Annotated in this window: 13 protein-coding genes; 5 read left to right on the top strand and 8 right to left on the bottom strand. The window is 31.9% G+C overall.

Annotation, left to right across the window (positions count from 1 at the left end):
• Positions 1-58: 58 nt before the first annotated feature.
• The 4 genes from Q4Q40_RS15660 (at position 59) to Q4Q40_RS15645 (ending at position 8,812) form a co-directional block, all read left to right on the top strand.
• The gene (locus tag Q4Q40_RS15660) at positions 59-3,190 is read left to right on the top strand and encodes a UvrD-helicase domain-containing protein (protein WP_303302844.1); all 3,132 of its coding nucleotides are present in this window, start codon (positions 59-61) and stop codon (positions 3,188-3,190) included.
• 544 nt (positions 3,191-3,734) lie between these two features.
• Positions 3,735-5,111 (top strand): OmpA family protein, encoded by a 1,377-nt coding sequence (locus Q4Q40_RS15655; protein WP_303302843.1) that lies wholly within the window; start codon positions 3,735-3,737, stop codon positions 5,109-5,111.
• 93 nt (positions 5,112-5,204) lie between these two features.
• The gene (locus Q4Q40_RS15650) at positions 5,205-7,964 is read left to right on the top strand and encodes a PD-(D/E)XK nuclease family protein (RefSeq protein WP_303302842.1); all 2,760 of its coding nucleotides are present in this window, start codon (positions 5,205-5,207) and stop codon (positions 7,962-7,964) included.
• A 2-nt stretch (positions 7,965-7,966) separates the two neighbouring features.
• Positions 7,967-8,812 carry an alpha/beta hydrolase family protein gene (locus Q4Q40_RS15645; protein WP_303302841.1) on the top strand — a complete coding sequence of 282 codons (846 nt, stop codon included), beginning with the start codon at positions 7,967-7,969 and terminating at the stop codon, positions 8,810-8,812.
• A gap of 302 nt (positions 8,813-9,114) precedes the next feature.
• Here Q4Q40_RS15645 and Q4Q40_RS15640 read toward each other — a convergent pair whose 3' ends face one another.
• From Q4Q40_RS15640 to Q4Q40_RS15620, 5 genes are all read right to left on the bottom strand, one after another.
• Positions 9,115-10,497, bottom strand: a complete 1,383-nt coding sequence (locus Q4Q40_RS15640; protein ID WP_303302840.1) for a TlpA family protein disulfide reductase — start codon at positions 10,495-10,497, stop codon at positions 9,115-9,117.
• Positions 10,498-10,782: 285 nt separating this feature from the next.
• The gene (locus Q4Q40_RS15635) at positions 10,783-11,862 is read right to left on the bottom strand and encodes a DUF4465 domain-containing protein (protein ID WP_303302839.1); all 1,080 of its coding nucleotides are present in this window, start codon (positions 11,860-11,862) and stop codon (positions 10,783-10,785) included.
• A gap of 15 nt (positions 11,863-11,877) precedes the next feature.
• On the bottom strand, positions 11,878-13,380 hold the full coding sequence (locus Q4Q40_RS15630) for a RagB/SusD family nutrient uptake outer membrane protein (protein WP_303302838.1): 1,503 nt from the start codon (positions 13,378-13,380) through the stop codon (positions 11,878-11,880).
• Between the two features lie 11 nt (positions 13,381-13,391).
• A complete protein-coding gene (locus Q4Q40_RS15625; RefSeq protein ID WP_303302837.1) occupies positions 13,392-16,739 on the bottom strand; it encodes a SusC/RagA family TonB-linked outer membrane protein in 3,348 nt (1,115 codons plus the stop codon).
• 263 nt (positions 16,740-17,002) lie between these two features.
• The gene (locus Q4Q40_RS15620; RefSeq protein WP_303302836.1) at positions 17,003-18,154 is read right to left on the bottom strand and encodes a FecR family protein; all 1,152 of its coding nucleotides are present in this window, start codon (positions 18,152-18,154) and stop codon (positions 17,003-17,005) included.
• Between the two features lie 216 nt (positions 18,155-18,370).
• On the opposite strand from Q4Q40_RS15620, the gene Q4Q40_RS15615 reads away from it, so the two are divergent.
• A complete protein-coding gene (locus Q4Q40_RS15615) occupies positions 18,371-18,973 on the top strand; it encodes an RNA polymerase sigma factor (protein ID WP_303302835.1) in 603 nt (200 codons plus the stop codon).
• A gap of 315 nt (positions 18,974-19,288) precedes the next feature.
• Here Q4Q40_RS15615 and Q4Q40_RS15610 read toward each other — a convergent pair whose 3' ends face one another.
• The 3 genes from Q4Q40_RS15610 to Q4Q40_RS15600 form a co-directional block, all read right to left on the bottom strand.
• On the bottom strand, positions 19,289-20,683 hold the full coding sequence (locus tag Q4Q40_RS15610) for a TlpA family protein disulfide reductase (protein ID WP_303302833.1): 1,395 nt from the start codon (positions 20,681-20,683) through the stop codon (positions 19,289-19,291).
• Between the two features lie 36 nt (positions 20,684-20,719).
• The gene (locus tag Q4Q40_RS15605) at positions 20,720-22,117 is read right to left on the bottom strand and encodes a redoxin family protein (protein WP_303302831.1); all 1,398 of its coding nucleotides are present in this window, start codon (positions 22,115-22,117) and stop codon (positions 20,720-20,722) included.
• Positions 22,118-22,540: 423 nt separating this feature from the next.
• Positions 22,541-23,494, bottom strand: coding sequence for a DUF4465 domain-containing protein (locus tag Q4Q40_RS15600; protein ID WP_303302830.1), 954 nt, complete (start codon positions 23,492-23,494; stop codon positions 22,541-22,543).
• Positions 23,495-23,512: the final 18 nt, after the last annotated feature.

Here is a 23,512-nt window from a genome sequence, read left to right as displayed (position 1 = left end):
AATAATAAATAGTTATGAAACCATTGATAGTTTTTATATTGTATCCAAATTATAGTTCATGAATAAAAACCATTCTTTCACTATTTATAATGCTTCTGCTGGTAGCGGAAAAACCTATACACTCGTAAAAGAATATTTAAAAATCTTGTTTCAATCTAACAATTCAGAGCACTTTAAACGCATTTTAGCTATTACGTTTACAAATAAAGCTGTTGCTGAAATGAAAGACCGGATTATTGAAACGCTCAAACAATTTTCTAACAAAACCATATTAAAAGAACAAGATAGTATGTTTAACGCTATTTGTAAAGAGCTACAAATGGATCCAAATGTACTTCATGATAAATCGGGGAAACTATTAAACACCATTATACATAACTATGCGGCATTTGATATTTCGACTATTGATGGCTTTACACATAAACTCATTAGAACCTTCGCTTACGATTTAAAGTTGCCTTTAAATTTTGAAGTCGAATTGGATCAAGATGCTTTATTAAGCGAAGCCGTTAATAGTTTAATTGAAAAAGCTGGAACAGACGCTGAACTTACTAAAATCCTTATTGATTTTGCTATTGAAAAAGCAGATGATGACAAAAGTTGGGATGTCTCCTTTGATTTTAATAAAATAGCCAAACTATTGATTAATGAAAATGATATTCCTTTTATTGAAACATTGAAGGATAAAACTTTAGATGATTTTAAAGTACTTAAAACACAATTAAAAAAAGATCTTACTGCCTTAGAAACTGGTATTATTGAAAAAGCACAAAATATATTAACTTTAATAGAAGAGGCTGGTTTAGAGTTTAACGATTTTTCTGGAAGCTATTTACCTAAGCATCTTAAAAACTTAACAGACAAAAGGTTTGATCTAAATTTTGAGGCCAAATGGCAAGAAGATATAGAAACTAAAACATTATACCCCAAACGCGTTACCGATGCTATAGCTTCTATAATAGAACAAATTCAACCGCAAATAGCTGCTAGCTTCTATGAAACCAAACACATGGTTTTTCATCTTAAATTCTTAAAGGCTTTTTATAGAAATATAACACCCCTATCTGTTTTAAACGCTATTAATAATGAATTAAAAGCGCTTAAGGAAGACCAGAATAAGATGCTTATTTCTGAATTCAATACCATTATTAGTAAGGAAATAAGAAATCAACCTACGCCTTTTATTTACGAACGTATTGGCGAAAAGTTTAATCATTATTTTATAGATGAATTTCAGGACACATCTGTAATGCAATGGGAAAATTTAATCCCTCTTTTAGGAAATTCGTTATCTACCGAAACAGGAAATACGATGTTGGTTGGTGATGCCAAACAAGCCATTTACCGTTGGCGTGGTGGTAAAGCTGAACAATTTATTGGATTGTTTAATGATGATAATCCGTTTCATATTAAAAAACACGTCGAAAATCTTCCAACAAATTATAGGAGTTTTAAAGACATTGTAAATTTTAATAACGGCTTTTTTAATTACCTATCAAATCAAGTTTTTAGTAAAAAAGACTATAAAGAACTTTATGAAAATGCACATCAAAACATTTGTTTAGAGGATACAGGTTATGTTGAATTATCTTTTTTAGATATTGACGGAGATGATGATAGAGATGAACTGTTTTCTACAAATGTTTTAAAAACCATTAATACGTGTTTAAAAAATGGTTTTAGATTAGAAGATATTTGTATTCTGGTGCGCAAGAAAAAAGAAGGCGTCGCCATTGCAAATTATTTAAGTCAACATCATATTTCTATAATTTCTTCCGAAACTTTATTAATCAATAATTCAACCGATGTTGGTTTTATAAATAATATTCTAGCACTTTTAATACAGCCAAAAAATAATGAAATAAAAATCGAGGTTCTTAATTACCTTTCCTCACTTTTTAATAGTAATGATAAACATGAATTCTTTTCAAAACACATAAATTTATCGGTATTCGATCTATTCAAAAGTTTTGAAGCGTTCAATATATTTATAGATAGTGATTTATTATTACAACTTCCGCTTTATGATTTAGCAGAAACTATCGTGAGAGATTTTAATTTAGTTACATCTTCCAACGCTTACATACAATTTTACTTAGATATTATTTTAGATTTTTCACAAAAAAAAGGATCTGATATATCTGGGTTTCTGGAATATTTTGATAAGAAAAAAGAAAGCTTAAGTATAGTATCTCCTAAAGGACAAAATGCTGTTCAAATAATGACTATCCATAAATCTAAAGGTTTGGAGTTTCCTGTGGTTATTTTTCCGTATGCCGATTTAGATATTTATAGAGAACTAGAACCAAAAGAATGGTTTGAGGTAGATAAAGAAAAGTTCGCTGGATTTACACACACCTTGTTAAATTATAATAAAGATTTTGAGAATTACGGAGAAGAAGGGCAACGAATCTATAATAACCATCAATCTGAACAAGAATTAGATAATATCAATTTACTATATGTAACCTTAACGCGTGCTGTTGAACAATTGTATATCATTTCAAAAAAAGACATCTCTTCTAAAGGAGTCCCTAACAATAAAAGGTATTCGGGTTTATTTATAAATTATCTGCAACATTTGGATCTTTGGAACGATTCGCAATCAATATACAGTTTTGGTCATTCTATAAGAACTAGTGAAAGTGCCACAGTTACAAAAGAAGCTCATATTCAACAAGCGTTTATTTCGACAGCAAAAGAAACTCATAATATAAAGGTTATAACTAAATCTGGAATGCTTTGGGATACGAATCAACAAGAGGCTATTGAAAAAGGAAACCTTATTCATAATATGATGTCTCAAATTAAAACAAAAGATGATATTAATTCTGTTATAAGTGATTTTATAAATGCTTCATTAATTACAAAAGAGCAAAGCACCGAATTAAAGCAAATAATAACTAAAATTATTGGGCACCCGAAACTCGAAAACTATTATAGCTCAATGGACACCATATATAATGAAAGAGATATTATTACTAAAGAAGGCATTATTTTAAGACCAGATAGGTTGGTTATAAACTCTAAAAAAGAGGCCGTAATTATCGATTATAAAACGGGCGTTGAAGATAAAAAACACTGGCAACAACTACAATCGTATCAGGATGTTTTAGAAGACATGGAAATAACAGTTAAAAAGAAGATTCTTATCTATATTAATGATGATATTAAAATAAAAGAGGTGTAAAAAACGATATAGTAGTGTTTGTAAATAGCACTGGGTTTTATAGACCACGAATGTCCTATTTACTATAGTGTTGTTGACAGTAGTTTTAATTTAATTAGAAATTCGATACCCAATTCATTTAAACAATTTCTTATAGACAAATTAAACAATATTCACTTTAAAACTAACAATTTCACAATGCACAACTGTTAAAAACATCATTTTTTTACGCGAAAAATCATAAAAAAATGCATTATCCAATCTCAAACCAAGGTAAATATACTTTTATAAGAAGGTATTTATTCCTATCTGGTTCTTTTTCATATAGTTTCAAAAAAAAAGCAAGAATACAAGTACAACTTTAAAATTCTTATATAAAGCTGCATTTAGACTAGGCTATTATTACGTTTACAAAATAGAGAACGTTTTAAACATTATCCAAAATCGTTCAGAACAATCTAGAAACAAACGAAATGTCTCATTTTTTTATATATTTGTCTTTGTTAATAAATTTTAACAACTTACTTTTGTTTACAATTAACACTTAAAAATTAAACTTTTAAATATGAAAAATCTTAGCAGATTATTGTTCGCTATGTTGCTTGTACTTGTTTGTAGCAACGCTAATGCGCAAGACAAAGACAACCCATGGTTAATTAACATTGGGACAAACGCAGTTGATGCTTATCCCTCTGGTGATGGCGCCCCTTTTAGTGAAACTATCTTCAGCAAATACGTTGACGTAGATAACTGGAACATTTTGCCTTCTCTATCAACTATCTCTGTATCTAAATATATAGGTGATGGTTTTTCTTTTGGAGTTACTGGTTCTTTAAACAAAATAGAAAACTGGGGAGAAGATGCCAATGGCGATGCTCTTAGTGTAGACGATTTATCTTACTATGCTGCTGATGGTACTATTAAATATAGTATTGGTGAAGCACTAGACTGGAAAACGTTAGAGCCTTATTTAGGTGTTGGTGGTGGTTACACTTGGATAGATGAAGTTGGTGCTGGAACTTTAAATGGAACTTTAGGTCTTAACCTTTGGTTTAACGAAAACATTGGTTTAACTGTACAGTCTTCGTATAAACATGCATTTGAAGATTATTTAGACACACATTTCCAACACTCTATTGGTATTTCTATCAAATTTGGTGGATCTGATACTGATGGTGATGGTATTTATGACAAAAATGATGCTTGTCCAGATGTTGCTGGTTTAGAAGCTTTCAATGGTTGTCCTGATACTGATAATGATGGTATAGAAGACAGTAAAGATTCTTGCCCTAACGAAGCTGGTTTAGCTGAACTTAACGGATGTCCTGATTCTGATGGCGATGGTATCGCAGACAAAGATGATAAATGTCCTACAGTTGCTGGATTAAAAGCCTTAGCTGGTTGTCCAGATGCTGACGGTGATGGTGTAACAGATGCTCAGGATAAATGTCCTAATACTGCAGGTCCTGCTGCTAACAATGGTTGCCCTTGGCCAGATACTGATGGTGACGGTGTTTTAGATAAAGATGATAAATGTCCAGACGTTGTAGGTAGTGTTGCTAACAATGGTTGTCCTGAAGTAACTGAAGAAGTTCAAAAAACTTTAAATGAGTATGCTAAAACAATCTTATTTGATACTGGAAGATCTACTATTAAAACACAATCTGAAAGTGTTTTAAAAGATATCATTAGTATTTTAAATGAATATAGCACTGCAACATTTACTGTTGAAGGACATACAGATAGCAGTGGTAGAGCTACTACTAACCAAAAATTATCTGAGTCTAGAGCTAATGCTGTAAAAGACTATTTAGTTAGTCATGGAATTGATACTTCAAGATTATCTGCTGTTGGTTATGGAGAGGATAAACCAATCGATTCTAACAAAACTAGAAAAGGTAGAGCTAACAACAGAAGAGTTGAGATCAACTTAGTAAAATAAAAAACTATCAATTAGTTTTTAAAATAAGTTTTATAAAAACGCTTCGGATATCCGAAGCGTTTTTTATTTTTATATAATACCAATTAAACTTAAATGACAACTTTTATTTTTGATGTTCTAAAAGATTTACAAAATAAAAATGAAGGTCTTTCCGAATTAACCTTTATTCTACCAAGTAAAAGGGCTGGACTGTTTCTAAAGCATCAACTCTCTAAAGTTGCTAAACAAACGATCTTTTCTCCCAACATAATAAGTATTGAAGAGTTTGTAGAAGCCTTATCTCTTCTTAAAAACATTTCGAATACAGAGCTTCTTTTTGAGTTTTATAACACTTACATTAAATTAACTAACAGTAAAGAAGCAGACTCTTTTGAATCATTCTCAAAATGGGCTCAAATATTACTTCAAGACTTTAATGAGGTAGATAGATACCTTATCCCTCAAAAAAATATCTTCGATTATTTAGGAGCTATCCAAGATTTAAATCACTGGTCTTTGGACGACAACAAAACAGATTTTGTTAAAAACTATTTGTCCTTTTGGAAAAAACTTCATAATTACTATATCCAATTTACCGAACAACTTATAAATAAAAAAATAGGTTATCAAGGTTTAATTTATAGAGAAGCTACCAAAAATTTAAAATCTTATATTGAAAATAACCCCAAAAAACAACATGTTTTTTTAGGGTTTAATGCTTTAAATACTTCCGAAGAAACCATCATACAAGAATTACTTCAAAACAACTTAGCAAAAACATATTGGGATATTGACAACCTTTTTATAAGCAATCAAAAACATGATGCGGCTTTGTTTACAAGGCAACATAAAAATAATTGGGGCTTTTTTAAGAACAATCCTTTTAACTGGATAACAACAAATTATTCCAAAGAAAAAAATGTTTCAGCTTTTGGTATTCCAAAAAATATTGGTCAAGCAAAATACATTGGTACACTTTTAAATAATCTACAAAAAGACAATCTATCATTACAGAATACAGCTGTTGTTTTGGGTGATGAAAATTTACTTATTCCAGTATTAAATTCACTCCCTCCAACTATTGAAGCGTTGAATATAACAATGGGATTCCCTTTAAAATCGATCCCTATAGCTTCGCTTTTCGAATCCTTGTTTCATTTACATAAAACGCCATCATATACATATTACTATAAAGACATTATTAACATTATATCGCATCAATTTATAAGACCCTTATTCTATATTGAAAATGTTGATTATGCAACAAAAATAATTGAGACCATCAATGCTAATAATTTAGTCTATTTAACCGCAGAACGCTTAAAACAACTGGCGGATAATTCTAATAAAGTTATTGACATATTGTTTTCAAATTGGGATAAAACAGTCGATACTGCCTTAAAAAATTGCTCTCAATTAATATTGCATATCAAAAATTATTTAGACGATAAAAAAGCTTCTAATTTATTGTCGTTAGAATACCTATTTCGTTTTAACGAGCTATTTAATGAATTATCTCGCTTAAATACAGAATACCATCATATTAAAGATGTTTCAACACTATATAGCGTTTATAAAGAATTGTTAAGCTCAGAAACTCTCGATTTCCAAGGAGAGCCTTTACAAGGTCTCCAAATTATGGGTATGTTAGAATCTCGTGTTTTAGACTTCGAAACGGTTATTATATCATCTGTAAACGAAGGGGTGCTTCCTTCTGGAAAAACTAATAACTCATTTATTCCTTTTGATGTTAAAGTAGAAAACAATTTACCTACTTATAAAGAGAAGGATGCTGTTTATACCTATCACTTTTATAGGCTCTTGCAACGTGCTAAAAATGTTTACATCCTTTACAATACCGAATCCGATGTTTTAACGGGCGGCGAGAAAAGTAGGTTTATAACCCAATTAGAACTAGAGGGTGTGCATCGTATAAATCATCAAATTATAGCGCCTCAAGTTCCCATAATTCAAACATCACTTAACGTTGTAGAAAAAACGACTCCTGTTTTAAATGCCTTAAAAACGGTTGCAGAAAAAGGGTTTTCGCCATCATCATTAACGAATTATATAAGAAACCCTATTGATTTTTATTATCAGAAAGTATTAAAGATAAAAGAGTATAATAATGTAGAGGAAACTGTCGCTGCTAATACTTTAGGAACTGTTGTACACAATACACTAGAAGATTTTTACAAACCACTAACAGGCTCCTTTATATCTGTAGAGGTTATTAATGATCTAAAAAATAAGATTATAAAAACTGTTACGCATCATTTTACAGATGTTTATAAGGAAGGCGATATTACTAAAGGCAAAAACTTAATAATTTTTGAAATTGCAAAACGTTATGTCTCAAACTTTTTAGACTTAGAGATTGAAGATTTAAAAGCTGGTAATCAAATAAAAATAATAGCTATTGAAACTAATAATGATGTTGTTATCGACATTCCTGAATTAGATTTTCCCGTTACTATTACGGGTAAGGTAGATAGGGTTGATGAGTTTAATGGTATTACTAGGATTGTAGATTATAAAACGGGGAGAGTAGAACAAAATAGTGTTGAAATTGTAGATTGGACAACGATTACTATAGATTACTCTAAATACAGTAAAAGTTTTCAAGTACTTACCTATGCCTATATGATGCATATATCTAATAAAATTCAGCTTCCAGTTGAAGCTGGTATTATATCGTTTAAAAATTTAAGTAAAGGGTTTTTAAAATTCTCTAAAAAAGACAAAGCTGGCACGTACGCAAAAAAAGATGCTTTGATTACTCAAGAAACTCTTGATAATTTTAGCAGGGAACTAATACAGCTCATTTTAGATATTTGCAACCCTAATATTCCATTCACTGAAAAAGAGGTTTAACTATGATTATAAAAAAAGATACTGTTATTGATGGTAAACATGGAAAATCAATTTTAATTGATGCTACATATACTTCAAATAATACTAATAAGCCTATTATTATATTTTGTCATGGTTACAAAGGCTTTAAAGATTGGGGAGCATGGCATCTAATGGCTAATACTTTTGCTGAAGCTGGGTTTTGTTTTATAAAGTTTAATTTTTCACATAATGGAGGCACTATGGAACAACCTATAGATTTTCCAGATCTGGAAGCTTTTGGTAATAATAATTACACAAAAGAATTAGACGATTTAGAATCTGTGATCGATTGGGTATTTAATAATGATGTTATAAAGGATATTGGAAACACAAATAATATTAGTTTAATTGGTCATAGCCGTGGTGGTGGTATTGTTACAATAAAAGCAGAAGAAGACACTCGCATTAGAAGCATTATAAGTTTAGCTGGTGTTTGTGATTTTGGTAAAAGAACCGCAACTACAGGCGATTTAGAATCTTGGAAAAAAGACGGTGTAAAATATGTTCTTAATGGCAGAACTAAGCAACAAATGCCTCATTTTTATCAATTTTACGAAGATTTTGTAAAAAACGAAGCCCGCTTAACCATTAAAAGGGCTGTATCTAATTTAAATGTTCCTCATCTAATTATTCATGGTAATGCAGATACTAGTGTTTTTATGGATGAAGCCGAAAAGCTCCACAATTGGAACCCAAATAGTAAACTCGAAATCATAGAAGGTGCTAATCATGTTTTTGGAGCTTCGCATCCTTGGGATAAAAAGGAGCTAACTAAACACTTAAAAGAAGCCATAAATGCGATACTTTTATTTTTAGACAAGCTTTAAAAGCAAGACAAACCAAATTATTTAAAGGAACCGCTTTGGCTCAATGAAATACCAAAGCGATCCTTCTCACTAAAACAATCAAGTAAAATTAAGCTGGTTCTACTTAATTAAATTTTTATATACCGTTTTTTCAACCAAGTGTAATACGTTTCAACATCTGGATTATACACTATAGAGGCTAATAAAAAATTCTTGAATTTTGTTTATTTTACCTCACCCAAAACTGCAAAAAAAGCAGTTCTGATGACTCCAAAGAATCAATATAATTAGAAACCCCGATCTAAGGTTGGAGAATTTTTAGATTAAATATTAAGTTCATTAAATAAAGTGATCAAATCTGGATTTGAAGGTCGTGGCGCATTCCATGATACAATGTTTCCTTTTGGATCTAATAAGATGAAACGTGGTATGCTGTTAATTTTATAGCTTTTAATAAAGTCTGTATTCCAATCCTTATCTGCAAGTAATTGAACTCCTCCTAATTCTTTATCTGTTATCATTTTACTCCAAGCAGCTCGTTTTTTTTCTACGTCGATAGAAATGCTTACAAACTCTATGTTCTTACCATGATATTGTTTTTCAACTTTTTTAAGGGAAGGCACCTCTGCTAAACATGGTCCGCACCAGGTTGCCCAAACATCAATATATACATATTTTCCTCTAAAATCACTTAAAGAACTTGTTCCTCCTGAGTTATTAACATAATTGGTAAAAACAGGAGAAGGCTCTCCTCTAGAAAGTTTCTTTAAGGCCTCATACTTGTCTGTGATACTTTTATCATTTTCTATTGAAGTAGAAACAGATAGGAAGGTATTATAATACGCATCCATATTATCTGTATAAGCTATGTCATATTCTGATGCTGATCTTAATAAATCATTTTTTATATGACCATTAGGTATAGCTCCAAATACTTTAAGCTTAGCTAAGTACCTGTCAATGCCTTCTCTGTCTGCTAATTCATCTGCTTTCAGTTCGAAATATTCCTCAACCAATTCATCATACCAACCTCTATGTTTATAAGCTTCTTCGTTAACGTAATCGACTCCTTCTAATGGTTTAAGGAAATCCTTTGAAACTCTAAAATTTGGTTCATTAATATTATGTCCGTGTCTATATTGGTATCTAATTAAAGATAAAAGATGATAATTAATCAATTCCTGACGCTCAAATTGAGCAAAATCTTTAGGAATACCTGGAAAGCTATCTAAATATTTTATAAGATTTTCTTTAATCATAGTAGCTTTAGCACTAAAATCTGATTCGTTCAAATTATTATATTCTTCAAAATCTCCTCTTAAGCGTTTGATGCGACTATCTTTAGTCAATAAAAATTTAGAGGCATTAGGAGATGTTCCAGTTAATACTGAGGTATTTCTCATATCTTTACCATTTGTCTTGAGGTTATATTCTCCTCCATTAGTAAAGTAAATATCAATCCTGTTCATTCCTAAACCACTAAATCTGTATGTACCTGTTCCAGAGAATATGGTATCGCAAAAAAAGGATCCATCTGCTGTTGTTTTAACAGTAAATCGGCCTTTACCATCTTTATGAACTAATCTAAATTCTTTTAATGGAGCATCAGAAATGGTTCCAGAAAACAAAATATAATCTTTTGGGGAATTTGATTGACAAGATCCTAAGAACAACGTTGAAAGTAAAATAATTACAGTATTTTTCATGAATGTTTTTTATTAAAATAATTAATGTATAAAGTTTGTTAAATATTGAAGGCGGTAATTCGTCTAAATTAAATAGCTATCAAGCTATTTAAAAAAGAGGCTGTCTAAAACGTAAAACTAATAGTCATATGAAGCACTTTGACTGTACTGAAAACAGGCTTTGTCAAAATATATCAACTTGCTGATAATCAATAAATAAGTTTCGACGCCTTCAACCTAAAAAAATCAACAATCTAGATTTTTAGACAGCCTCTTCGTTTTTAAAATAGCTATAAAATCATCTTTTTATTGAAGTCGAATACCATCTAAACAAAACAGAGGAGGGTAAACCATGTTTCCTAAAACATCCACATAAGAAGACGACATTTTAAATAATACTTTATCTACATCTCCTAAAGAAGTTAAATCTACTTTTCTCCAATCATTTAAAATAAAATCGTATTCAGGGTTTACAGGATCAACACCTTCTAATACGGCTAAATAAATTTCTACGGTTCCTGTAGTCGTTCCTCCTAAAGACCCTTCAATAATCAATTTTACATAGCCCGTATTTATAGCATCTGCTGCAGCAGTATAAGCAGCATCATAAGCAGCTTGTACCTCATCTGCTGTGAGTGGAGGTAGAACAGCAAGGGCAAGAGCTTCTGCAGCTTCTCCTGCAACTACGCCCGCTTCATTTTTAGCTAGGTTTTGTTTACCTTCTAATCTTATAGTATTAAGAGTTCCATCAACTCCAGGAAGTGTAAATACACCATAACGACTAACATCTGGATTTTCTATTCCAGGGTTACTTCTCTTTTCTCCATTAATTAAATAGGCTTGGGTAACTGGATCTAAATCTTCAGAAAGTATAGATCCATATCTAGCTAAAAGATAATTGTAAGACGTGTTTGCTACTAGTACATGTTCTACAATGCCAGGTTCTGATAATGTAAAATAGGCATTATCTTCATTTGTATTTCCCACAAGATAATTTTCTGTTCTATTTACTGCATTTGTGAAAACACTAAAAGCTGTTGTATTTATAGATTCTTGTACTTCATCTGGTGTAAGTCCTCCTGCTGGGGCAAAATCTGGGCTCAGATCCCAAGGATAGGAACGAAAATTTTTATTGGATAAAGCAAACCCACTATAATTTCCACTACCCGAATTAGATGTGTTAACAGTAATCACTCCAGATTTATCATCACCAACAACAAAAGGAGCATTAGGGATTTCATAAGAAAATCGATCTAATGGTAATTCGTTAAACGTAATATCGTTTGGATAAGGTATTCTAAGATCTAACTTATCTTCGCAAGCACTAAACAAGACTAAACCAATTATGGCAGTTATGGTGCCTATATATTTTTGAGTAAATTTCATATAATACAATTTAAATTATTCTAAATCAGGATTTTGAATCATTAATTTATTTGTTTCCATCTCTTCACTTGGAATAGGGTAACACAATCGGTTGAACTCTATTGTCATTTCCTTCAAATTTTCTGCCCAGAGTTGTCCTGCTCCATCTTTAAATCGTACAGAAGCAAAAAACTCACTCCCATTTTCCAAGAACGTTTCTAAAAAATATTCTTTAAAGATAAGATCCATCAATTCTTGTTTTGTTGTAGGGTTTAAAGGTGTAGGAAATACTGGATTTGTTCTTTTAGAACGCATTTCGTTAATGGGTGCAATTGCATCTGCAACAGTAGCACCAGTTCTTGCTAACAATTCTGCTTTTAAAATGTACAATTCTGGATATCTAAAAAAATAGGTGTTGTATTTATTATCTGGCGGAGTCTGCCTCAATCCTGCATATTCACCAAATCTTGTTACTTTAGTAAAAGCATATCTTTCTATTATATCCCAAGAATAAGAATCTCTAGACACACCTGTAACAATATCCCAACGCGGATCTGCTTGAAACCAATCGGCTCCACGTCTTAGCCCTGCAGTAGGTAGTATGCCAGGATCGAGAGGCAACCTGGTTGAATAGTTATGAAGAATTCTCTGCCTATACCAAGAATCGCTGTCTCTATAGTTAGTATCTCCGTTTCCTTCTAAATAACCAGAAAATAGGTTTTCTTCAGAATCCCACGAATCTTTATAAACCTGAGCTAAGTCTCCTTGCATAGAAAAACCTGGAATACTAGAATTTAAGACTTCATTTACCAAAGTAAGAGCTTCGTCAAGACCAGTTGTTTTATCGTCAAACCCTGCTCTATAAAGCATTATTTTAGCTTTTAAAACTTTAGCAAACTCTTTAGAAACGTGCCTATTAGTACTAAAGTTTCCTAAATTAGCAATAGCATAATCAAGATCTTCATATATTTTTTTATAACTTTCTCCTACGTTAAGTCTTGGTTTTTGAAGATTTGTTACGGTAGCTAGTTCATCACGATATAATATACCATAAGCGTCGCTATCGTCACTAGCCCACCAATGTCCATAAACCCAGAAAACATAAGCATGTGCCATCGCTCTTAAGCATCTAGCTTCAGCAATTAAAGCAATTTTTTCTTCCTCATCTAATTTCACTTCACTGAGTTTGGAAATACCACTTATAGCAAAATTTGCAGCATTTATGGTTTCGTAATACCCTAGCCATTTATATTGTACAGAAGGGCTATTATTTGATTGTGTGGTGGTCATATTAAAATCACCATTAGACCAGTCAACAAATCCAGCTTTAGATGCTAAAGCACCATAAAGCCCTCCAGAAAAATTAGACCCTTGTGTTATAAATGGATAGATTCCATTAACAGCAGCTCGAGCCTTAACCTTGTCTGTTATTGCATTTTTCTCATTTAACTCATAATCTGGTGTTAAATCCAAATTATCAGCGCAAGAGCATACTCCAAAGATTAGAGCCATTAACGCTATATAAAATAATTTTTTCATACCTAATATTTTTATTTAAGTTTAAATTTAATTCCAAGACTATAAATTTGTGCAGAAGGATAAGTACTATCATCTTCTCCCGCTCCAGAATCAACATCTGTATAACTAGACCCTCCTCCATCTGGTCTAAACCCTGGATATTTTGTAATCGTTAATAAATTTGTAGCTTGGAAATTAATCTCAATTCCATTAAGTGTTGAGTTCTTAAAAATTTGATTGGGAAGTTTATAACTAATATTCAATGCATTTAAGCGAACATAAGATGCATTGTGTAAATAAAAATCAGAAAACAATCCATTACCGCCAATTCCGTCTGGGGTTATTCTTGGAAAGACTGCTTCATATGGATTTTTTACAATAGTACTTTGTCCTCCAATTAGATTACTTTGATTATAATCTCCAAAACCGCTGTTAGCATCGTCCCTAGGTAAATTCCAAAGTCTTTTGTGCCCATAGGCATAAGTAAAGGTTGTATTAACTCTAAAACCTTTATATATATAAGTTAAACCAAATCCTCCATAGCCTTTAGGGATTGAAGTTCCTAAATGTACACGATCATCGTCGCTGGTAATTTCTCCATCTCCATTTTGGTCAATATAGATAAGATCTCCTGTTGTTTCTGTATCAACGTTGAAAGGCTCTGGACTTCCCGAAGAACTTGAGTTGTTTCTCATTGCGTAAGCATCCTCAGCATTTACATAAAATCGTCCAGCTGTTTGGAATCCATACCATTCGCCTATTTTGTCCCCTGCATTCACCACCATAAGTGGGTTATAACTTCCTGGGAAAATTAGTTGATCTAAATTTCCATTAATTTTTAATATTTTCGAAGCATTGGTGGCGAAATTAAAATCAAAAGTCATCCGATGCTCCTTAGAGCGAATGATATCATATTTAAAATTAAATTCAAAACCTTTAGCTTCCATTGAGGCTACATTAGAGCTAATGTCTCTCGCAGCAGAACTCCAGGGGATATCCTCATCGTAAATTAACTTATCACTTTTCTTTTGGTATATCCCAACCGAACCAGCGACACGATCATCGAATAATCCAAAATCTGCACCTAAATCAAACATTTGAGTCTCTTCCCATTGTAATTCAGGATTTCCAAGTGAACTTGGGAAAATCGCAGGGCTATCATTATAAGTTGTAGCATCAACTCTGGTTATCCAATCAAAATTTCCAAGGTTTTGAGAGCCTGTTAAGCCTATGGATGCTCTTAACTTTAAATAAGAAACATATTTTTTAATTTTTTTAGATTGCATAAAATTTTCCCCAGTAACTAACCATGCTGCAGCTCCAGAAGGGAAGGTTCCCCATTTTCTGTCCTCTCCAAAACGTGATGAACCATCTCGACGAATAGTACCTGAAATAATATAACGATCGTCAAATTTATAATGTAAACGTGAAAATTGCGAAACTAACGCGTTACTTGTTTTAGACTCATCTATACTGCTTATCGATGCCTGAGATCCAAAATTATTGAGAATATCATCATCAGGAAAATTATATGCACTCATATAATAACTCCCCCTAACGTTACTCTCTAAAGTGTAACCTGTTAAAACCTTAATATCATGTTTGTCCTTTATAAGTGACGCATAAGTCAAGGTGTTTTCGATGGCATCACGGGAAGATTTTCCATTACTCCAGATTCTTTCTCCATCTTCTTCCTGGTAACTTCCTCTTCGGGTATATCGTAATCTTTCAGAGTCTGCATAAGTATTTGAAAAGGCACTTCTCCATTTTAGATTTTTAAAAATTTTCATTTCTAAAAAGGCGGTTCCAGAAAAGTTAATTCCCTTTCCAGCATTGGTATTTGCTAAAGCAGTATGAGGGTTTTCAATATAGTAACCTGGAACAAATATAGTACCATCATCGTTATACTCCTTGAAGTCTGGACGTACTCCTTTTAAAGTAAATAGTAAACCATCTTTATCGCTAGTTGTACGTGTACTACCATTTAAGTTTAGTCCAAATTTAATATTGTCATTAACACTTGTCTCAAAATTAATACGCCCAGTGTAGCGCTTACTTTCTCCAGTGATAACAATACCTTCTGTATCTTGATGGTTGAATGATACAAAATAAGTAGTTCGTTCTGATCCGCCACGAACGGAGAAGTTATAGTCCACATTTACAGGATTCTGTGTAACGATATCTTGCCACTTGGTATTGGCACCATAAAAGGCATTTGGAAGATTCTTCAAATCAGACGCATCATATTCACTAGTGTTCAAATTCCAGAAGGCCTGTTCGTCTAAATATTGCGAAGAAAAATATTGAAACCCCTCAGAAAGAACACCTTCCTTATTAGCAGCTGTGACAAAGTCAATGTATTGGGGTGCATCAAAATATTCGAACGAATTAAAGTCAGAAACCGTAAGTGAAACATTCGTTGATACCTCAAATATAGGCTTCGTATTTGGTGACCCTCTTTTGGTAGTAACAATTACGACACCATGTGCAGCTCTTGAACCATAGACAGCTGTTGCAGAAGCATCCTTTAAAACGTCTATACTTTGAACATCCTGCAGGTTTAAATTATATAATGTATTTTCTATATTACCAGAAGTTGTCGAGGAAGCTTGTGCTACACCATCAATAACCCATAAAGGTTGATTGTCTCCATTTAGTGATGAAGCACCTCGAATAATGACACTTATTGGTGATGTTGGTGACGCAGATTGAATTTGAACATTTACTCCTGCAGCTTTGCCTTGCAATAAACTTTCAACACTTGCCCCCATAGGAGCATCATCAATCTCTTTAGCACTAATTCTAGAAATGACTCCTGTAGCATCTCTCACCGTAGACGTTCCATATCCTATAACAACAACCTCATCAAGTCCAGAAAAGTCAGGTTTCATTTGTACATCAATTGTTGTCTTAGATCCAATAACAATTTCTTGTTTTTTATACCCTAAAGATGAGAACACTAATACATTAGTCACATCTGCGACCACTATGGTATAATTACCATCAAAATCTGTAGCTACCCCCCTTCGAGTCCCCTTAACCAGAATTGTTGTGCCTGCCAATGGTATACCATTTTCATCTGTGATCGTACCAGACACTTGTCTTTGTTGACCAATAGCCTTTGGCTTTATTACTATATTATTGTTTGCAGATAATATTATATTAAATTTTGCCGTACCAATACTTTGGTTAAGTAACTTATCTATCTTAACAGCACCTTTTTTAAGCTGTATTTTAGGATTTTTTTCAAATAAGCCCACTGGATAGATAAAGTTGTACTCCGTTTGATTCATGATTATTTTGAATACCTCATCAACAGATACAAGTTTATCGGCATCAATAGTGACTCGATTTTGAGCCAAACTTATTTCTGTATTCAAACTAAAAACTATTGTACTTAGTAAAAAAATGAATGTTCTCATGATCATCAACAGCACCCGTTTTCTAAAAAAAGAACAGGGCCTAATTAATTTAATTTCCATAAATTTGTTTTGTTATTAGTTGGTTAAACATTTAATTAATTGGTAATACACAAGGGAATGGCGTTTTATACTTTTTGCGAGGTCTAAACGATGTTCCCTTTCTTTTTTAATGATATAGTTTTATGTCATAAATTTTAGTATTGGTTAATTATTTTACAGTTTTATTTAAGTGTTATTGTTTTATTATTGATCTCGAAGTTATTAATGACTCCGAAATTTTTAATATTATTTAGTATCTCTTCAATATCTTGATTTTTGCTTAATACTCCTTCGAAGCGAATTTCTTCGAGGTCTTTATTATTAAAGATTACTTCTACATCATACCAACGAGACAGTATTTTCATAATTTCCTTTAATGTTTTTTGCTGTAGTATAAACTTGCCATTAATCCATGCTATTTCTGCATTTACTTCTACATTTGATACTGATATTGTATTCCTTACTATGTTTACTTTAGATTGTTGACTTGGTGCTAATATTTGATTAGTAATTTTAGTACTTACAGCCACTTTTCCCTCTACCAAGGTGGTGTAAATATTAGTTTCATCTTTATAGGCTTTGATATTAAACTCTGTACCTAGTACTTGTACTTCTTGCTTTTGATGGTACACTTTGAAGTCTGCTCCATTATGATTAGTACTTGATGATACATCGAAATAGGCCTCACCATACACAAGTTCTACTTGTCTGGTTTCACCAGTGCTAAATGCTACGGGGTATTTTAATTGAGATTCAGAATTTAACCAAACATCTGTTCCATCGGCTAATATAATATGGTATTGCCCTCCTCTTGGGATTGTTAGATAGTTGTGGGCAATGTCTTTACTAGCCCCTTTTTCATATACAATCTCCTCACCATTGCTCGTCGCGTTAGGGGTTTGGAAGGAAGTTCCTTTAACCAAAGTTATCTCCTCGCCATTTTCCAAGGTTAAAATTGCTTTGTCTGTTCCTACTTGAATCGTATTATTTATGATGATTGGTTCTGTAAACTGCGATCCGCTTTCTTTATTTAAAAATACAGTAAGTGCTACAACAAGTAATACTGATGCTGCAACTGCATATTTCATAACTGTTTTTATCTTTCTTCTAAAGAATACATTTTTTTCTTGTTTTATATGGAGCATGATTTTTTCCTCTGCTTTTTGTATATCATAAGTTTTTAGCTCCTTTTCTATAGCAGCATTCATTTTTATATAATCCGAAAAAAGCTGTTCGTTTTCAGGGTTTTGAATCCAATTTTCTAAAAATTCTAATTCTTCCTTTGTCGTATTAAAAGTATCGTTAGAAAGAAATTTAATAATTATGGGGGGCATTTTAATCATGTCTTTTTAATCATGTCTTTTTAATCATTTGATTACATTTTAATCAAAAAACAGTATAAAGTTGTATTATTTTTTAATTAGGCTGTACATACTGTTTTAAGCTGCTTTTTTAAGCCTTATCACTTTACTAATACAAAATCTACCCCACTATACCCCCAAAAAAATAAAAAAAATTATATGTTTACATAAAATTAATTTGATTTACCCTTGAAAAAAGAGTTCTCTACACATCTTAAATTAATTAAACATCTTAAAAAAGGCGATGAACTTGCTTACACCTATCTTGTAAAAACTTATTTTAAGGTTTTATGTGATTATGCTTTTGGGCTTTCGAGAGATCATTTTGTAGCGGAAGATCTCGTTCAAAATGTACTGATAAGGTTCTGGGAAAAACGTAAAAAATTAAAATCTGATACTTCTATTAAAAGTTTTCTCTATAAATCAGTCTACAATGAGTTTATAAATTTATACCGAAAAGAAGTTTCTACAGATAAGTTAAGAAAAAAATATTTTATGACTATAAAACCTCTTTATGAAGAAGGTGATATAGAATTAGATCGTTTAGTGGTTTTAGTAAAACATGCGATAGAGCAATTACCTCCTAGATGCAAAGAAATTTTTTTATTAAGCAAAAAGGAAGGGTTAACCTATGTTGAAATAGCAGATTATCTTAATATTTCTCAAAAAACGGTTGAAAATCAAATGGGGATAGCTTTTACTATAATTAGAAAAAAAGCGAGAGAAAAGATGCATACCATCCTATTTCTTCTTTTTGGCTCAAATAGAAAGCTTAAAAGTGTATTGAATTAGGGTTTTAAAATATTAGTAATACATCGATTTCCCCTGTTTTTTATGGAGCATAGCAAAACGAATATTTGCCAAAGTAATCTATAAACCAGTGTTTATAGCTTGTAAAGCTATTCTGTTTTTCATATTTTTTTTAAGTTTTTAAACTAAGGGTGACCGCATAACTAAAAAAGGAATTTAAAAGGGCTATTTAAAAAAATAACCCTTCCCTTTAGCTCACTCAAATAATTAATTTAATAAAGGGTATAAGTTTATCATTTATGTTCCTTATGTAGTTGAAGCTTAAAATAATTGATTACTCCTTATCAAAAAGACATACTAAATATTAAGTTGATTAAATAAAACGATCAAATCTGGATCTGAAGGTTTTGTAGCATTGCTTGATACAATCTTTCCCTCTGGATCGATTATTATAAAACGTGGTATGCTATTAATTTCATAGGCTGCAATAAAGTCACTATTAAAATCTTTATCTGCAATCAATTGAACTCCGCTAAACTCTTCATCCGTTACCATTTTTCTCCAAGCATCCCGTTTTTCTTTACTGTCGATGGAAATACTTACAAATTCTATGTTTTTTCCATGGTATTTTTTTTCGACTTCTTGAAGGAAGGGCACCTCTTTTAAACATGGTCCACACCATGTTGCCCAAATATCAATATATATGTACTTCCCTTTAAAATCACTTAAAGAAGTTGTTCCTCCTGCATGATTGACATAATTCTCAAAAATCGGTGAAGTTGCCCCAGCACTGAGTCTTTTTAGACCCTTATACTTTTTGGTCATTATTTCGTTATTCTCTTTTGAAGTGGAAACAGTCATGTAAGCATTATAATACTCATCTATATTATCTGTATAACCTATGTGATACGGGGCTGCTGACATTAATAAATTATTTTTTATATGGTCATTAGGGATGGCTCCATATACTTTCAACACATCAAAGTATCTTTCTTTTCCTGCTGCTACTGATGTTTCTGCTGCTGAATCAGCTTTCTTTTCATAGTGCTTAAGAACCAATCTACGGTAAGAACCTATAAGTTTATAGAGCGCCTCATTATGAAAATCTACATCTTCAAATTGCTTGGCAAAATCTGCTGAAACTTTAAAATTAGATTGTTTAGTATATCTTCGGTGAAAATCCTCATAGTAAGTTAAATTTAAAAGGCTGTAGTAATGCAACTCCTTACGCTCTCTTTCAACAAATTCTTCAGGAATATTCGGAAAGCTATCTAAATAGCTAACATAACCTTCATAAAGCATTTCTTGCTTAGCAATAAAATCTGATTCGTTTAATGAATAAAATTCAGAATGACTTCCTCTTAGCTTATCCATGTTATCTTTTTTAGACAATAAATAATTAGAAGCATCAGAATTAGGCCCAGTTAATTTTGCGGTGTTTCTGAATTCCTCCACAATAGCCGTCAAATTATATTCGGCTCCATTAATTAAATATAATTCTGCAGAATTTCTACCACCATCACCAAAAGTGTAATATCCTGTTCCAGTGGTTATGGTATCGGAAGAGAAGGTGCCATCTTCTGCTAGTTTAATAATAGTGAGATCGGCTCCACTCTTTCTTTTATATAGTCTAAACTCTTTTTCTGGGGCACCTGAAATGGTACCAGTAAGCAAAATATAATCTTTCTTTGGGGTTGACTGACAAGACACTAAAAACAATGCTGAAAGTAAAATTATTACAGTATTTTTCATGAATATTTTTATTAAAATAATAATGTATAAAATTTGTTAAATATTAAGTTCTTTAAATAAAACGATCAAATCTGGATCTGAAGGTCGTGGGGCATCCTTTGATATAATGTTTCCATCTGGATCGATTAATATAAAACGTGGAATCCTAGTAATATCATAGGCTAACATAAAGTCACTATTAAAATCTTTATCTGCAATTAATTGAATTCCGCCTAACTCTTTGTCTGTTACCATTTTTCTCCAGGCATCACGTTTTTTTTCTTTATCAATAGAAATACTTACAAACTCTATATTTTTTCTATGGTATTGTTTTTCGACTTTCTGAAGGAAGGGAACCTCTCTTAAACAAGGTCCACACCAGGTTGCCCATACATCAATATATACGTATTTTCCTTTAAAATCGCTTAAAGAAGATGTTCCATCTGCATGATTGACATAATTTTCAAAAGTTGGTGAAGGTTGCCCTTTACTAAGTCTTTTTAGGGCTTCATACTTTTTGGTAATGATTTCGTTATTTTCTTCTGAAGTGGAAACAGCCATATAAGCATTATAATACTCGTCTAAATGATCTGTATAACTTATGTGACGGTTGCCTGTTATCATTAATAAATCATTTTTTATATACTCATTAGGAATGGCTCCATATACTTTTAGTGTAGGTAAGTAACTTTCATTTCCTGCTTTTTCTGCTTCTTGTTCTGCTAAAAAAGCTTTTGCTCCAAAGTGTGAAGAGACCATCTCTTTATAATAAGAACCTCTAAGTTTATAGAGTTCTTCGTTAGTATAATCTACGTCTTCAAGTTTTTTGAGAAAATCTGATGAAACTTTAAAATCACTTTTCCCAGTATATTCTGGGTGTAATTGCATATATTTATTTAAAACATCAAGGTTATGGTAATACAATTCCTTGCGTTCTTTTTCAACAAATTCTTTAGGAAGATTTGGAAAGCTATCCAGATAGATAACATAAAGTTCATTAAGTCTTTTTTGTTCTGCAACAAAATCGGATTCATTTAATTCATAAAATTCATAATGATTATCCAATAGGCTGTAAATATGGTGGGTTTTAGATAATAAATAATTGGAAGCATCAGGATCTGTTCCAGTCAACTTTGCGGATCTGTCGATTTTTCTTGAAACCCCCGTCAAATTATATTTTCCTCCATTAGTTAAATAAAGGTACGCTTTATGTTCACCATTAGTAAAAACATAACGTCCTGTTCCAGTGGTTATGGTATCAGAGGAAAAGGAACCATCTTCTGCTAGTGTAATAATAGTGCGGAGATCTGTTTCACTATCTATTTTAATTAGTTCATATTCTTTTTTTAAAGCTTTTGAAATAGTTCCAGTAAGCAATATATAATCTTTAGATGGGGGTGACTCACAAGACGCCAAAAACAACATTAAAAGTAAAATTATTACAGTATTTTTCATGAATAGTTTTTATTAAAATAATAATGCATAAAGTTTGTTAAATATTGAAGTAATAATTTAAAGAAGGTATATAAGCTCATCAATACTTTTATTTTGTATTCGTCATATAGTATGGCTTAAAAGAAGTGGTTTCCCCTATCAAAGACATGTTAAATATTAAGTTCTTTACACGCCAATATCCATAGAGATAAAACAGATAATAAAATTATTTTTTCCATTTGTTTTTAATAATAAATGTTCTGGATATTGTTTTAATATATTTTATGAACTACCATTTCTAAAAAAGTAAACATCTGATCACATGAAAACCAACTACATAAGTTTATAGGTAATTTTAGTTATTGTTTACAGGGTGAATAATTAAACTCACCCTGTAAACAATATGTAACTAAGCAACTTAACTATTTATTAATCTATCCATTGTTATTGTTGAATACGGATACCGTCTAAGCAAAATGTTGGAGGGTAAATCATATCGCCAGATCCATCAACATAGGATGATGACATTCTAAACAATACACGATCTACTTGTCCTAAAGAAGTTAAATCTATAGGGACCCAATCATTTAAAACAAAATCAAAATTGGGGTTTTCTGGATCTCCTCCAGGTGTTGTTGCTAAATAGGCATCTACAGTTCCAGTAACGTTTCCATTTAAGGAGCCTTCTATCTCCAATTTAACAAAGGCGCCATCTACATTATCTACTATCGAATGTGAAAATAAACTTATTGCTTCAACCCCTCCTGGAGCTGGCAGGAAAAATCTTCCTCCCCGGTCTTCGTTCGGGATATTTGGATTGAATATTGGCCCCCCATTAATATCAAATATTTCTGCATCAAAATCCAAAAAATCACCAGAAAATACTGATCCAAATTCTGTCAATAAATAATTATAGGTTGTATTTGATACAAGAATATGCTCAATCACCGCAGGTTGATTAAGTGTAAAAAAAGCATCTTCTGCAACCGCATTTCCAATCAAATAAGTTTCAGTTCTATTTGTTCTATTTGTATATACGCTAAATGCTGTTGAGTCGATAGCTTGCTGTTGTTCTGTTGCCGATAGCCCTCCAGCAGGTTCATAATCTGGACTTAAACTCCAAGGGTACGACCTCCAATTTCTATTTGATAAGGCAAATCCGCTAAAAGATGTTCCTCCTGTACTGACTACATTAACCGTTATAGTACGAGATGCATTTTCACCTGCTGTAAACGGAGCAGTTGGAATTTCTGAACTAAATCTTTCTAATTCGATTTCATTAAAGTTGATGTCATCAGGAAAAGGGATTCTGATTTCATCATCATCGTCACAAGAAACTATTCCTACGAATGCTATCAATGCGACAAAAATTGCTTTTATATATTGTATAAATTTCATATTCTGTTCTTATGTTGT

It is taken from the genome of Flavivirga jejuensis (genome assembly GCF_030540765.1).
Taxonomy (GTDB): Bacteria; Bacteroidota; Bacteroidia; order Flavobacteriales; family Flavobacteriaceae; genus Flavivirga; species Flavivirga jejuensis.
The sequence above is the reverse complement of the archived record's forward strand: the minus strand, read 5'-3'. Positions and strand labels throughout refer to the sequence as shown.